Here is a 14,212-nt window from a genome sequence, read left to right as displayed (position 1 = left end):
TCTAAGGCCTAACGTTCATTGTAGCGAACTAGGGAATGAGCGAGGTGTCTGGACGAGTGGCCTCCGCCGTGCGGGGTCTAGGTATCTAGATATCTAGATTCGGTATCCGGGGGTCAGTGCAGTGGTTCGGGATTAGGTTATAGAATGCGGACACCCGCCCCAAGGTTAACCCCCCTCACCTCATACGCCATACTGAACGATTTCCTGCTCATGACCTTTGATTTTGATCTGTTTAACCTCGATGCCTGGAATGCCCTGCTGCTGCAACTGCAATCCCTGGGCGTAGACTTTGGGCTGCGATTGCTGGGCGCGGCGATTATCCTGGTCGTGGGTCGCTGGCTGGCCAAGCAGCTCCGCCGCCTGATCAAGCGGCTGATGACCCCGACCACGATTGACCCCAACCTGATTGCGTTTACCAGCAATCTGGCCGAATACGGACTGACGGCCTTTGTGATTTTGGCAGCGCTGGGGCAACTGGGCATCCAAACCACGTCGCTGGTGGCGGTGCTGGGGGCGGCGGGTTTGGCGATTGGGCTGGCGCTGCAAGGGTCGCTGTCCAATTTTGCGGCGGGGCTGTTGATTGTCTTTTTTCATCCGTTTCGCGTCGGTGACTGGATCGAGGGCGGCGGTGAATCGGGCTTTGTGGAAGACATTCAGCTTTTTACAACGGTGCTGCGGCGGCTGGATAACAAGACGGTCATCATTCCCAATAACAGCCTTACTGGCGGCAATATCATTAACTATTCCACGAAGGGCATTTTGCGGGTGGATCTGGTGGTGGGCGTTGCCTACCACGAAGACATTGACCGGGTGAAGCGGGCGATCGCCGAAGCGCTAGCCCAAGATGAACGAATTCTCAGCGATCCGCCGCCGATGATTGGCGTTCTGGAACTGGCGGAAAGCAGCGTAGACTTTGCCGTGCGCCCCTGGACGAGGGCTGAATACTACTGGCCCGTCTATTTTGCCGCCTACGAAAACATTAAGAAAAAGCTGGATGCTGCTGGGATTACCATTCCCTTTCCTCAGCGCGATGTGCATCTCTACCCCGCACCCAAGGCCGAAGCCCTATGATCAGAGGCCCGTCCCCCATTGTCGCTGCGGAGCAAAAGCCCAAGCTCTCCACCCTGCGGCGATTTTTGCAATATTTCGCGCCCTATCGTCAGGAAGTTCCCATCGCGCTGCTGCTGGTAATGATTGGCGCAACCACGCAGTCCATTGGTCCGCTGTTGATTGGCTGGGCGATCGACAACCTGATTTTGCAGGGCAACTGGCCAGGGCTGGCAAGGCTGCTGGCGCTGCTGGTGGTGATTTACGTGCTGGGTGTGGTGGCGATTCGGGGACAAATCTGGCGCATTGGCAACATGATGCAGCGGGTGCTGGGGCAACTGCGGCAGGACTTGTTTACCAAGGTGCAGAGTCTTCCGGTCAGCTTTTTTGACCGCAGCGAGGCGGGCGACCTAATGAGCCGTCTGCTGAATGATGTGAACACGGTGAATCAGGCCTTTGGGCTGACGGTGCCGCAAATGCTGGGGCAGACGTTTAGCCTGATCGGCATCATCATCGCCATGCTGTCAATGAACCTGCAACTGGGGTTGCTGAGCAATCTGGTGGTGCCCGTGATGATTTTCACCACGGGCTTCTTTTCGCGCTGGGCGCGGCGGCGGTTTCGCGTGGCGCGGGAGACCATTGGCGAACTGTCGGCCAAGTTGGAGGAGGACATTAGCAGTGTGCGCGAGGCACAGGCTTTTAACCGGACGCAGCTGAATATTCAGGAATTTGATAGCCTGAACGAGGCCAATCGCCGGGCCAATGTGCAGGCTGTGGCCGTGACCTCTGCCTTTTTGCCGTCGATTGATTTTCTGAACACGCTGGCGACGGCGGGCGTGATGGCCTACGGCGGCTATCTGGCGGTGACGGGGGCGATGTCCGTGGGCGTGGTGACGGCGTTTTTGCTGTACGTGCAGCAGTTCTTTCGCCCGATCCAGATCCTCAGCCAGTTTTATACGCAGGCGCAGTCGGGGCTGGCAGGATTAGACCGGATCTTTTTGCTGCTGGATGAGCCAGCGACATTGCAGGATGCGCCCAATGCGATCGCCATGCCGCCGATTCGAGGAGAGGTGCGGTTCGAGTCGGTGTCCTTTGGCTACACGGAAAATCAGCGCGTGTTGCGAGACGTGAGCTTAGTAGCAGAACCGGGACAGATGGTGGCGCTGGTGGGGCCGACGGGCGCAGGCAAAAGCACAATTATTAATTTGATTCTGCGGTTTTATGATGTGACGGAGGGCGCGGTAAAAATCGACGGCATTGACGTGCGCCGCGTGACGCAAGCCAGCCTGCGCCGCCAGATTGGGATCGTGCTGCAAGATAACTTACTCTTTAGCGGCACGGTGGCGGAGAATATCGCCTTTGGTGCGCCCAATACCAGTCAGGCAGAGATTGAGGCGGCAGCGCAGACTGCAAATGTGCATGAATTTATCACCTCGTTGCCGCAGGGATATAGCACGCTGTTGGGTGAGCGGGGCGCACCGCTAAGCCAGGGGCAGCGGCAGTTGGTCAGCATTGCGCGGGCGGTGCTGATTGATCCCAAAATTTTGATCCTGGACGAGGCGACCAGCAGTATTGACACGCGCACTGAAGCATTGGTGCAAGAGGCGATCGCCCGGTTGCTCCAGAACCGCACCAGCTTTGTAATTGCCCATCGCCTCAGCACCGTGACCCAGGCAGATCAGGTACTCGTGGTTCAGCAGGGGCAGATCGCGGAACGGGGAACCCACGCTGAGCTGATTGCCCAAAAAGGCATCTACGCAAACCTGTATGCGCTGCAACTGGGCGCAAGTTAGCGCAGCAGGGCCCGCTGGCGAACGGGAATAGTCGGGCTGGCAGGTTGCTGGGCATTGTAGGCCTGCCAGAGTGAATCAGCCAGTTTCTTGGAGAACTGCTCTAGGTTGAAGCGCTGCTCGGCCAAAAGGCGGGCGCGGCGACCCATTTCGCGGGTTTCTTTGGGATTCTCCAACAGGTGGGCGATCGCCCTTTGCCAGCCATCCACATCGCCTTCCTCAACCCACAGCCCAATTCCTTCTCGCTCCAGATCCACACCCACATAGTCGCTGCGCGTCATGGCGATCGCCTTCCCCATTGCCATCGCCTCCGTCAACACCGTCAGACCAATCGCATTTTTGAACCTGGCTTTTTCCTCCACGACAGGAATTGCCACCGCGTATGCCTTCTCATAGAGACGAATAAAATCTCGCCAGTCAATCATGTCTTGCAGGATGGATACATTACTGGGCAAATGCGCCTCTTCACTACCGACCGCTCGCTGCTTTAGATGCTTGAGATCAATCTGACCAGCCCCACAAATCGTTAAGCCACAGTCCAAGTTTTCAAACGCTTTGACCAGGGTTGGATAGTCTCGATAAGACTTTCCAGGGCTGAGAATAAATCTCTCCCTGGCAGCCTGTTCAGCCGCTGATTCAGTCAAATTGTCAGGCTGATAAAATCTCAAATCTGCACCCCATTCAATCAAATCTAGCTTTTGCCTGGGAACTCCAAAATCTTCCAAATCCCTCAGCAAAGATTCACTCAAGCACAGAATCTTGTTATTGCCTTCAATAAACGTTTTCACAAACAGCTTCCAATGAAACGCTTTTGTGCGAGGAGCCTGATACCCAATCGCCACAATTGGCTTTTTCAGAAACCCCAGAATGCTCAGAAAAGAAAGAAGTGTTGTGGTTAAATAGTGTGCTGAGTAGATTACATCATAGCGATGACAGCTAACAAGCAATCTGAGCTGTTGATCTATATCTCCAAAAATCTTCAGCTTCCCGCTGATTTTTTTGAGGAAGGCATTTCCCTGAAAGGGGAGAATATCAACTCCAATATCATGACGGTTCAAAGCGTCGTAACCCCAAAGATGCTGAGACGGGGCGTTTCCATGCTCCTCTTGGAGCAAGTTCAATATTCCGAGCAGGTCATAATTATTGACTAAAATCGCCTTCATGATACTCTTGACAAGTGCTAGAAGCCTTGATTTGGGAACTCAGCAGGTTTACTAGGGATGGATTCAGCTAGATTAAATTCAGTTCAGGCAAAATATATAATCAATAAACCACTTTAAAGACGCTCTAATATGATGCTGCCCTGAACATGCAGTAAGACTTCTGAAATCCGAGAAACGATTCAATATAGACCTGAGAATCAGGGAATAATTTTTTCAATTGAGTTGACAGCAGAACACGAGTACTCTTCATCTGCTCTAGCAGGAAGTCATATCCAGTTCTTTGCCAACGGTCGAACCATAACTGCTTCAAGCTTTCAGGATAAAACCACCAAAACGGGAGATTACAGTGCGATTCGAGAGGGAACCAAATTGATGGCGTTTGAACCCAATAGCTTGGGGCAACGCGGCGAAGATTCTCAGCAAATTTCTCCTGCCTCTTCTCTCCGCCGACATGTTCTATGACGCTGTTGCTAAACGCAATGTCAAACTCGTAATCCCTGAAGGGCAAATCTTCGCTTACATCTGCTTCAACAAAGCGATACCTCCTACTTAAAGGAGTATCAGCTTTCGAGAAAGCTGAAGGCAGATTAACAAGGGTGACATCTAGCTCAAGTTCAAGCATTTCCCACAAATCAGGAAGTCCACCAAAGTCAATAATTCGACTTCCTTCCTTGAGGTTCATTTCCCTTACGAAGGCTGCCATACGCCTTCTCCGCCAGATATACTGCATTCTTGGTTTCAAGCCTTCCATAACGTACAGCCGATTCTCTACACAACTGATTTGAGAAACAACATACCTAGCTGAAATTTCTGGAACATCGTTCGATGTGAGAGGCAAGAGTTTGCACAAGTTGTTGAGCCAAACTTAGTGCAATTTACCATCTCAGTCCGAAGAGAACGGGCAGTCTCACTTTGCCAAAGGTCTTGTGCGCTAGAAGACTTAACATTTCCAATGGCAGGATAAAACCAGCACATAGTTACGTCTCCGTTCGGTTGAATGTGATAGTCTCGTAGTCCTACGCGGCACGGAGAAACTCCGTGATAGACCTTTTCTCCTCGAAAATGGGCGGCAAAGGATCTTAACTTTTCATTGCTAGTTTCAATAGGATATCCCTGCTGTTTCAAAGAAATTAAAGCCTCCACACTCTCCTCTAAAGCTTGAAGATCAAGCTCATCTCTGAGCCAAAGCTCTGATTCAATTTCAGGAAGCCCAAATGCAGGGCGGACGGGAGAAAAGTCGATTGTTGTTGCCCCAATTTCTCGACTCCACTTAGCTAAAGTAGGCAAGTTTTTGACGTTAAAGCAATGTACAGTTGGCTTAATGCGAATTGGGAACTTTAGATTTAGCCGATCTCGGGCATCTCGTAAGAGCTTAATCCCTGTCTCAATCTGCTTCAGAGATCCAGTGATACCACGAACCTTATCGTGTATCTCTTCAATGGAGCTATCAACAGAAATGTCAATATTGATTGGTTTTGCTTTTGCTGTTCTCCAGGCCTTTATTGGATCACAGAATGCAGAGCCATTAGTAATCACTCCCCAGTCAATTTTGTTTGTACAACAGAATTCTAGTAAATCTATAAATCCCCTTTTGATAAATGGCTCACCGCCAACAAATTGAATTGAATAGGAGCCAACAAATTCCTTAAGGCTTTGCAGCGCTGATTGCCATTCTGAAATAGTCATCTCATCCTGGTACTGTGACATCCGCCAAAATCCACAATACTTGCATCTATAATTGCATCGTTCGTTAACAAATCCTCGAATAGACAATGGACGAGTGTAGTCATGTCCAGTTGTCAAATAGAGAGTTTCAGGGATTTTGTGATAGAGATGTCGAGTCGCTAGCCTTGAAAGATGCTTTAGCTGCATGGAGAAACCTCCAAGAACTTCGATTAATACACTTTGGAAAATTTAATTTTTGAATAAGAGAAGACTTAACTCACATTTGAAAGCTGTCGCTGTCCTGACTGTGGAGTAGTCAAAGCTGGTTGAGTGATTCCAGCAAAAGCTAACGTCCACTCAAAACGTCGTTGCAACCATTCCTCTTGAGTATTTTGTTTTGCAAATTCAACCGCTTGGACTGCCATGTCCGCTAGCAAATCTCTATTCTTGCTGTAGTATGCAATCTTTTGAGACATTTCTTCGATGGACGGCCAGGCAACTGTATCAACCGCACCAGTGGATGAAAGATCCCTGTAGTAATAGGTATCGAATGCAAGGATTGGAATCCCTGCTGCCATTGCATCTAGGGCGCTGCGAGGAGTATCTTCATTGAGCGGTGCTGCTAACAGCAGGTGATATGAGTAAAGCTTCTCAAAAAAGTCCTGGTTAAATGGAAGTGCGCCGTGGAAAATGACTCTTTCGCTAATTCTCAGAGATTGTGCCAGGTGCCTCAGTTCTTCTAACTGTTCACCACTGCCAATGATGTGGAATACGACATCGCATCCGAACTGGTGATGGGCGATCGCCACTGCGTGAAGGCACCGATCAACCCCCTTATAGGGCGTTAACCGTCCGAAGTACACGACCTCTAGAGGATGAGTTTGATCTTCTAGATTCAATAACTTCTGAGCCAATCTATCTCTTCCAATAATGTGATGTTTGCTATGCGCCGCGTCTAAAAAGTTTTTCACGCTCGGCTTGTCTCTACCAAAATCACGGCAGAGCTTTTCGCCCTTCAGCAAAACCAGTGAGCAGAGCTTAGAGGCGCAGTAAATTTGCAGAACCCGGAAGCTGTCGTAAATATACTTGCAAAGTAGATAGCTTTTGAGCGACCAATTCCCTGTCTCATAGCTCATCTGAGCTGTATTCCTGAAGTCAATATCTACGACGTAAACTGTCGGCTTCTTAAGCACTCTGCCCAAAAGTGTCGCAATAAACTCCATTGGAAACCAGACATTTGCAGTCAAGCCAGTATGCAACAGATCGCACTGCGAAATCAGATTTTTTAATCTGTTTGCAACCCGAAATAGCTGAAAAAACTGTTGGGCTTTGGAAGACAAATCTTGAACTCTATACAGCGACTTGAATCGGATTCCTGCTTCAGGCTCATCTATGACTGATAGCCATTGCTTCCTGGAAGAATATTCTTCATCACTCATCTCGACCAGTCCAACCACAAGATGATTAAAGGCAGGTGAAATCTTTTCCCGCAACAGCATCAAGTGCTTCACAAACGCACTCTCTAATGCAACGGTTTGGGAATCGAGCCTGTAATAGTAAACAGGCAAAACCATCAAATAGGTTTTGGAATCTGAGTTTCTCATCCGTTCAAGGTTCCTAAAGCGCTTAACCGCCAACTTTCTGAGCGATTTTTTCTTGAGATTTGTAGGCTTGATGCGAGAGTGCAGAAAGGTGGGGAGAGCGATAGAGATTCAGCCTTTGCTTGAGGACGAGCCAAAAGAAAGGAAGGCCCTCAATCAGATAGCGTCGCCATAGCCGCCGGGGTTCAGACAGCAGGCGATGGAGCCATTCCAGACCCGCCTCGCTAATCCAACGGGGCGATCGCTGCTTATAGCCCGCCTCAAAGTCAATGGCTGCGCCGATTGCCAGAAAAATACGAACATTTGGGAGTTGATGTTTGTATTTAGCGATCCACTTTTCTTGCTTGGGGGCTCCTACGCCAACGGCCAAGACCGTTGCGCCGGAGCGGTTAATCATGTCGATAATCTCGGCGCACTCTATCTCATCTCGCTCAAAGCCAAACGAAGGCGAGTAGGCTCCCACAACGATGTCTCTGCCTGCTTTGGCATTCATCCGCTGCTGTGCTCGATAGGCAACTCCTTCACGGGCACCCAGCAGAAAGATCCTGATATCTTCGTTGTCTTTGTGGTGCTGACAAAAATCCGGCAATAGTTCAGAGCCAGAGATCTTTTCTCTAATCGGCACTCCCAAGAAGCGAGATACATAATATAAAATTTTGCTGTCACAAACTCGATAGTCCGCCTCTTGATAAACCCGATAGAAATCAAAATCTCGTTCTAGTTTGATGAGGTGATCGACGTTGGGAGTAAACACAACGCCAGAGTCTAACAATTCCAGGAACTCCTGCTTAGAGAAATTGTGTATTGAAATGCCCAAGATTTTAATTTCCCTTAGGGCACCAAACCCGTTACCAAGTTTCATGGCTAGTGATCCTGACGCTTAATGAATGACCAGTGTGAGTGCCTATCGGCTGGATCAATCAACACGCTTGAAGTCGATTAATGAATCGGCTTGACAGTGTTTTAAGACGAGCTAATAAGGTGAATAAACCACAAATTAATTGGGCTTGTAAGTATTGATCGTAACCTTGTGACGAGATTTTTCAGGAGAAATTCTGTAGCTATAGTTATTTCGGGCGATCGCTCTAAAAATGATTGTTGAATCAAACAAAAAGTATTGGCTGAAAGGATGATTCAAAAATACAAACCCTGATGATTGAGAGATGAGCTATAACTGCAAACTAACAGCGGGTGGTCTGAAAAAGATCTGAAAATTCGGCAGATGTGTAAGGCAGGGTAAGCTTCTTCGACAGCAGTGGTTGCCACCAGAAAGGGTGTGCGAGATACCATTCCACGGTGCGCCGAAGCCCCGTCTGCCAGGTTTCCGCAGGTGTCCAGCCGAGCTGGACTTTGATTTTGGTTGCGTCAATTGCATAGCGGCGATCGTGCCCTGGACGATCTTTGACAAAGGTAATTAAGTTGCGACTGGGGCGCACTGGCAGTTGGGGCGCAAGTTCATCCATCAGGTCGCAGAGTGCTTGCACCAAGTCCAGATTTTTGACCTCGTTGTTGCCACCGATGTTGTAGACCTCTCCGGGGATGCCGCGGGTCAGTACGGCTTCCAGAGCGCTGCAATGGTCGCCGACATAGAGCCAATCGCGCACGTTCTGCCCATCGCCATACACAGGCAGCGGCCTGCCCAGCAGAATGTTGATGCACATCAGCGGGATCAGCTTCTCTGGAAACTGATACGGGCCGTAGTTATTCGAGCAGTTGGTAATCAGCGTCGGCAGTCCATAGGTGTGGTGATAAGCCCGCACAAGGTGATCGCTGCCTGCCTTCGATGCGGAGTAGGGGCTATTGGGGGCGTAGGGCGTAGTTTCTGAAAAAGCCGGGTCGTTGGGGCCGAGACTGCCATAGACCTCATCCGTGGAGACATGGTGAAAGCGGTAGTGATCGGGCTGCTGCTGCTCGTTCCAATGATCCCGGAAGGCTTCTAGAAGCGTGAACGTGCCGAGGACATTGGTCTGCACAAATGCCGCAGGGCCAAAGATTGACCGATCGACATGGGATTCTGCTGCAAAGTGAACAAGCGTGTCAATCGCTTCTTCTCGCAGCAGTGAATCAAGCGAGGGGCGATCGCAGATGTCTCCCTGCACGAATCGGATATTGTCTTCTTCAAGGAGTGACTCTAAATTTTGCAGGTTGCCTGCATAAGTCAGGGCATCGAGAATGACCAGGCGATCGCCCGGATAGTCCCTATGCCAATGATGCACAAAGTTCGCCCCGATGAATCCTGCGCCACCTGTAATCAGCAGACGGCGAGTAACTGGTAGATGCACGTTATCCTGAATGGCTTGACTCATTTTTTAACCTTGACATTTCATCTTGACATCTGAACAAAAGAAGTCATTCACAAAATCGGTGTTATCCCCATTCAAATCCTCTGCGTTACCCATGCCGTGCTACTGGCAAAGCTCAATATGACAATCATCGCCCACCATGAACCGGAGGGCCTTTGGGCGTTGCGGCGCGGCTTTGATCTGAACCCGTTGACCAATGACGCTATCCACGATGCGCTGGTGAATTCCAACAACCGCAGCACCTTCCAAGACAACGCTGTGTTCCAAATCGGCATCAACTAGCTTGACGCGATCGCCAATGCTGCTGTACGGGCCAATGAAGCAATTTTCTAAATGACAATCCCGACCGATCACAACCGGGCCGCGGATGGTGCAGTTGATTACCTGAGAGTCTGGTGCAATCTGGACACGACCGCTAATTTTGCTGGCGCTGTCGATGTTGCCCTCCATCTGGGTACAGAGGCAGTCGTCCAGGATAATCTGATTTGCCTCCAGCAAGTCATCTTTTTTTCCGGTATCCAGCCACCAGCCCTGGATTTGCAGCGCCTCGACCTGCTTTTGCTGATCGATTAAGAATTGAATTGCGTCGGTAATTTCCAGCTCGCCCCTGGCGGAGGGCTGAATGCTGGCGATCGCCTCATGAATCCGTGGCGAGAAGAAGTAAATCCCCACCAGCGCCAGGTTAGATGGAGGATGTTTGGGTTTTTCCACCAGCCGCAGCACGCGCCCTTGCTCATCGACCTCAGCGACCCCAAAAGCGCTGGGGTTGGGTACGCTGCACAGCAGGGTCAATGCGTCCAACCCCCTCGCTTGGAAGCATTCCAGAAACAGGCCCAGTTCTCCCTGCACTAGGTTGTCTCCCAGATACAAGATAAACGGGGAATCTTCTAGAAAAAGCTGCGCTACCTTGACTGCGTGGGCTAGTCCGGCGGGCTGCTCTTGGAGGATGTAGGTAATGCGAACCCCGAAGCGGCTACCGTCGCCTGTCTTCGCCTTCACCTCTGCACCCGTTTCTGGGCTGATGACGATGCCGATGTCGGTGATGCCCGCAGCGGCGATCGCCTCAATCCCATACCAGAGAATGGGCTTGTTGGCCACGGGCACCAACTGTTTTGCGCCAGTGTAGGTGAGCGGACGCAGGCGCGTTCCTTTACCGCCGGAGAGAATAAGCGCTTTCATAGGAATGGGTATAAAGTTCAGCCAGCATCTTTTTCAACGATTGCCGCCAGTGGGGGGGATAGCCACCCAGCACCGCAGCGGTTTTTTTGAGCGACAAGACCGAGTAGGCGGGACGCTGCGCGGGCGTGGGATACTCCGCCGTGGAAATCGGCACCACCCGCTGCACCTGGAGCGGAAACCCAAGCTGACGCGCAATTTCAAAAATGGCCACCGAAAAGTCGTACCAGCTTGCAACGCCGCTATTCGTAAAGTGGTAGGTGCCCCAGAGCGACTGTGTGGAACTGCCATTGATATGGGAATCGCTTTGCACGAGCAAACTATTCGACAAGCCCTGATGCACCCGGGCTGAAGTTGTACGAGAGCGCGATATCAAAATGGCGATCGCCTGGGCTAGGTCTGCCGCCCAAGTGGGAGCGCCGATCTGATCCGCAACCACGCGAATCTCTGGGCGATCGCCCCCCAGCCGCAGCATAGTTTTCACAAAATTGCTCTTGCCCCAGGTGCCGTAGACCCAAGCTGTGCGGAGAATAATGTGGCGATCGCAGGCTTGTCGAATACCAATCTCTCCTGCCAGCTTGGAGCGTCCGTAGGCGCTAATCGGCCCCGTCAGAGCCGTTTCCTGATAGGGCGTATGAGCCTGCCCGTCAAACACGTAGTCCGTCGAGACATGAACCAGCGATGCCCCGATTCGGCTGGCAATCTCCGCCAGCGTTGTGGGCGCTTCCGCATTAATAGCGTGGGCGAGTTCTGGTTCGCGTTCTGCCTGATCGACGGCTGTGTAGGCGGCCGCGTTCACGATCACGTCCGGCTTGCATTCATAAACGGCCTGATAAATCCGGTCGGTTTGTGTGAGATCTAGGCAGCGTCGATCCAGGCTTTTAACGGTTCCAATGCAGGGTAACTTTCGCTGCAATTCCTGTCCCAGTTGTCCTGCGGCACCGATTAACAAAATCGAGGTCATGGGTATACCTCCGCCATTCTCAATGGCTGTCCTGCTTCATCTTTTGCAGACAGGATCGGCGACGACTGGAGCGGCCAGGCGATCGCCAAGTCGGGATCATCCCAGCGAATGCACCGCTCGTGCTGCGGCGCGTAATAGTCCGTCGCTTTATACAGCACCTCTGCCGTTTCCGACAGCACCACAAAACCGTGGGCAAAACCAGGCGGAACCCAAATCTGGCGGCGGTTTTCAGCGCTTAGCTCCCAGCCTACCCACTGTGCGAAGGTAGGCGATTGTCGGCGCAAATCGACCGCAACGTCAAAGATAGCACCCTGGATGACCCGCACCAGCTTCCCTTGGGGCTGCTGAATCTGATAGTGCAGCCCGCGCAGCACGTTCTGCATTGAGCGAGAATGGTTGTCCTGGACAAACTGCGTGTCTACCCCCGTCTTATCTCTAAAAACCTGCTGATTAAAACTTTCGTAAAAGAAGCCCCGGCTGTCGCCAAATAGACGAGGCTCAAGAATTAAAACATCTGAAATTTCAGCCTGCGTAATTTGCATAGTGCTGCGCCCTGCTTGCCTGTCGATAATGGTCGTGACCGACCCACTCTTTGTAGATGCATTATTAGATGGGAACTTCTGACGCGGCGTTTACGATCAACGCTCTCTTGAAACACCGCGCTGCTAGTCTTCGGCAGTGCGAAGTTTCTCGCGGTCGGTGCGAATCCATTTGGTTTGCGGACGGAACAGAAATGTGACGTAGAGCGGAATCTTCCAGAGAATGTAAAACGGAACAGCAAGGATCGCGCTCAGGGGCACGAGCGATCGCCCGAATCGATACCACCCCAACAGCACCGCGGCTAATAAAAACGCGCCCGCCAGTGCCGAAATCACTAGAGGTAAGATCGTTCCGCCCACTGCAAAACCCGCTATGGCAGCCAAAACCGACGCTGTCCAAAGCAGCACCAGCAGCGCCAGCGGCGGAACGGCCAGATCTAGTGCCAGCACCAAGAGATCGAGCCGCTGCTGATGAATCGCCGCCTGCAACAGGCGGGGCACCTGCGTTTTCAAAGTTTGCAAATGACCATGCTCCCATCGCGTCCGCTGCTGCTTAGCGGACGTGCGCTGAGACGGCAGACAGCCCCCAATTTCCGCATCTGCACACAAGAGGGGGGCAGAACCCGCGATCGCCAAGTCAACCGACATCTGCATATCCTCAACCAAGTTTCCACTAGACAGCGACACCTGGCGAATCACTGACCACGGAAAGGCCATACCCGTACCCGTCAGCCAGCAGGGAAGCCCGAGCTGGGCCATTCCTGCGGGACGAACCAAATTTTTGAACAAGAAGGCTAGAGCAGAAATCAGATCTCGCTGACTCGGAGCCTGAGGAGTCTGCATTAGATAGACCGCCTGAACGGGACGATCTTCTTGGAACGCCAACTGAGCAATTCGCTGAATGCTACCCGAACGTGCTACGCAATCTGCATCTACAAGAACGACGACCTCTGGACGCACAGCTTCGAGATGCCTCAGACCATAGTCCAGCGCATAGCCTTTGCCAAGCCGAGCCGGGTCTTGGCGCTCGATCACGTTCACTCCAAAGGAACGAGCGATCGCCGCTGTTTGATCCGTGCAGTTATCTGCTACGACTAAGACCTGCTCAGGAGAATCAACCTCGCGGATGAGGTGATGCAAGCAGTCTGAAATGCCAAGCTCCTCGTTGTGAGCAGGCACAAGCACCATAAACCGGAACGAGCGATCGCCCGCTTCCACATCGCTTCGTATACCAGACCACGAATCCTCTTCTGAACACAAACGAGGCAGTCTGCCTGATGACTTCTGCGAAATCCGTAACGCCATTACGCACTCAGTGAGTAGAACGGCGCAAGGAATCAGAATGACTCCAGACAGCAGAAGCAAGACCCAATCAGTGATGACCATAACTGCAACCCTGGAGCAACAGAGGAGCTTCAGTGAATACACTTAGCTCTGCTCGAATTTATTCTTTAGGCAACACCTGATTTTCGCAATATCTATACCTCAGATTCACGTAAACTTCATATTCAAGAATTGATTACTATGACGCAGGCGATCGCCTCTTTCCAAGACGGATTGGGCTAAAATCCCATGAATTCAAGCGTCTTGTGGGCTAGAAATGTTTCCGTGAATACACCGAGGACACTGCTGCATGGCTTTGTTCTAGATCATCAGCTTTACAGTTTCTACGTTTCAAGTTCATGTAAACTTCATAATTCTGAAAAGCTCCGTGCCGGACCAAATCCCAACACCCCGTCTTTATCTCGCTCTGAACTGTTCATGTGAAACATAATTTTGAAACACACAGAACTTGCACAGTCGGCTACCTTCTCACCTTAGTGTTGTCCAGGACATAAGTGTTGTCCGGGACATAAATGCAGTGCTGCGATATGTCACAATCATGTGAACTTCATTTTTCTCTGAGTGCATCGCTGCTACAGCATTTTCTTGCGGGGTGAGGCACATGCTGCCCTCACGAGGCA

Annotated in this window: 12 protein-coding genes; 2 read left to right on the top strand and 10 right to left on the bottom strand. The window is 51.3% G+C overall.

Going from position 1 to position 14,212, the window contains the following annotated elements; translation table 11 throughout:
* Positions 1-210: 210 nt before the first annotated feature.
* Positions 211-1,071, top strand: a complete 861-nt coding sequence (locus IGS16_RS14210) for a mechanosensitive ion channel domain-containing protein (protein WP_297086482.1) — start codon at positions 211-213, stop codon at positions 1,069-1,071.
* Positions 1,068-2,840, top strand: coding sequence for an ABC transporter ATP-binding protein (locus IGS16_RS14205; protein WP_297086480.1), 1,773 nt, complete (start codon positions 1,068-1,070; stop codon positions 2,838-2,840). Before IGS16_RS14210 ends, IGS16_RS14205 begins: the two co-directional genes overlap by 4 nt.
* Here IGS16_RS14205 and IGS16_RS14200 read toward each other — a convergent pair.
* From IGS16_RS14200 to IGS16_RS14155, 10 genes are all read right to left on the bottom strand, one after another.
* Positions 2,837-3,481 carry a glycosyltransferase gene (locus IGS16_RS14200; RefSeq protein ID WP_297086478.1) on the bottom strand — a complete coding sequence of 215 codons (645 nt, stop codon included), beginning with the start codon at positions 3,479-3,481 and terminating at the stop codon, positions 2,837-2,839. The genes IGS16_RS14205 and IGS16_RS14200 overlap by 4 nt on opposite strands.
* A 643-nt stretch (positions 3,482-4,124) precedes the next feature.
* The gene (locus IGS16_RS14195; protein WP_297086476.1) at positions 4,125-4,703 is read right to left on the bottom strand and encodes a methyltransferase domain-containing protein; all 579 of its coding nucleotides are present in this window, start codon (positions 4,701-4,703) and stop codon (positions 4,125-4,127) included.
* 65 nt (positions 4,704-4,768) lie between these two features.
* Complete coding sequence (locus IGS16_RS14190) at positions 4,769-5,872, bottom strand: radical SAM protein (RefSeq protein WP_297086475.1); 1,104 nt, start codon at positions 5,870-5,872, stop codon at positions 4,769-4,771.
* Positions 5,873-5,937: 65 nt separating this feature from the next.
* The gene (locus tag IGS16_RS14185) at positions 5,938-7,269 is read right to left on the bottom strand and encodes a glycosyltransferase family 4 protein (RefSeq protein WP_297086473.1); all 1,332 of its coding nucleotides are present in this window, start codon (positions 7,267-7,269) and stop codon (positions 5,938-5,940) included.
* A 22-nt stretch (positions 7,270-7,291) separates the two neighbouring features.
* On the bottom strand, positions 7,292-8,128 hold the full coding sequence (locus tag IGS16_RS14180) for a WecB/TagA/CpsF family glycosyltransferase (protein WP_367185796.1): 837 nt from the start codon (positions 8,126-8,128) through the stop codon (positions 7,292-7,294).
* A gap of 319 nt (positions 8,129-8,447) precedes the next feature.
* Positions 8,448-9,572: a dTDP-glucose 4,6-dehydratase gene (gene rfbB, locus IGS16_RS14175; protein WP_297086469.1), complete on the bottom strand. Its 1,125-nt coding sequence runs from the start codon at positions 9,570-9,572 to the stop codon at positions 8,448-8,450.
* Between the two features lie 99 nt (positions 9,573-9,671).
* Entirely contained in the window at positions 9,672-10,748 is a 1,077-nt protein-coding gene (locus IGS16_RS14170; protein ID WP_297086467.1) for a glucose-1-phosphate thymidylyltransferase, read from the bottom strand.
* On the bottom strand, positions 10,720-11,709 hold the full coding sequence (gene rfbD / locus IGS16_RS14165) for a dTDP-4-dehydrorhamnose reductase (RefSeq protein ID WP_297086465.1): 990 nt from the start codon (positions 11,707-11,709) through the stop codon (positions 10,720-10,722). The genes IGS16_RS14170 and rfbD overlap by 29 nt, the downstream gene beginning before the upstream one ends.
* The gene (gene rfbC, locus IGS16_RS14160; protein WP_297086463.1) at positions 11,706-12,251 is read right to left on the bottom strand and encodes a dTDP-4-dehydrorhamnose 3,5-epimerase; all 546 of its coding nucleotides are present in this window, start codon (positions 12,249-12,251) and stop codon (positions 11,706-11,708) included. The genes rfbD and rfbC overlap by 4 nt, the downstream gene beginning before the upstream one ends.
* A 123-nt stretch (positions 12,252-12,374) precedes the next feature.
* Positions 12,375-13,553, bottom strand: coding sequence for a glycosyltransferase family 2 protein (locus IGS16_RS14155; RefSeq protein WP_297086461.1), 1,179 nt, complete (start codon positions 13,551-13,553; stop codon positions 12,375-12,377).
* Positions 13,554-14,212 lie beyond the last annotated feature (659 nt).

Origin of the sequence: Thermoleptolyngbya sp. C42_A2020_037, from assembly GCF_015272455.1 — a bacterium.
GTDB lineage: Bacteria > Cyanobacteriota > Cyanobacteriia > Elainellales > Elainellaceae > Thermoleptolyngbya.
Note: the sequence above shows the minus strand (reverse complement) of the source record. Positions and strands in the feature narration are given on the sequence as shown.

Bases quoted from the DNA above. Each gene is read 5' to 3' on its own strand.
- rfbB (WP_297086469.1), bottom strand. From the start codon at position 9,572: ATGAGTCAAGCCATTCAGGATAACGTGCATCTACCAGTTACTCGCCGT.
- IGS16_RS14210 (WP_297086482.1), top strand. From the start codon at position 211: ATGACCTTTGATTTTGATCTGTTTAACCTCGATGCCTGGAATGCCCTG.
- rfbD (WP_297086465.1), bottom strand. From the start codon at position 11,709: ATGACCTCGATTTTGTTAATCGGTGCCGCAGGACAACTGGGACAGGAA.
- IGS16_RS14155 (WP_297086461.1), bottom strand. From the start codon at position 13,553: ATGGCGTTACGGATTTCGCAGAAGTCATCAGGCAGACTGCCTCGTTTG.
- IGS16_RS14205 (WP_297086480.1), top strand. From the start codon at position 1,068: ATGATCAGAGGCCCGTCCCCCATTGTCGCTGCGGAGCAAAAGCCCAAG.
- IGS16_RS14195 (WP_297086476.1), bottom strand. From the start codon at position 4,703: ATGGCAGCCTTCGTAAGGGAAATGAACCTCAAGGAAGGAAGTCGAATT.
- IGS16_RS14190 (WP_297086475.1), bottom strand. From the start codon at position 5,872: ATGCAGCTAAAGCATCTTTCAAGGCTAGCGACTCGACATCTCTATCAC.
- IGS16_RS14185 (WP_297086473.1), bottom strand. From the start codon at position 7,269: ATGAGAAACTCAGATTCCAAAACCTATTTGATGGTTTTGCCTGTTTAC.
- IGS16_RS14180 (WP_367185796.1), bottom strand. From the start codon at position 8,128: ATGAAACTTGGTAACGGGTTTGGTGCCCTAAGGGAAATTAAAATCTTG.
- rfbC (WP_297086463.1), bottom strand. From the start codon at position 12,251: ATGCAAATTACGCAGGCTGAAATTTCAGATGTTTTAATTCTTGAGCCT.
- IGS16_RS14170 (WP_297086467.1), bottom strand. From the start codon at position 10,748: ATGAAAGCGCTTATTCTCTCCGGCGGTAAAGGAACGCGCCTGCGTCCG.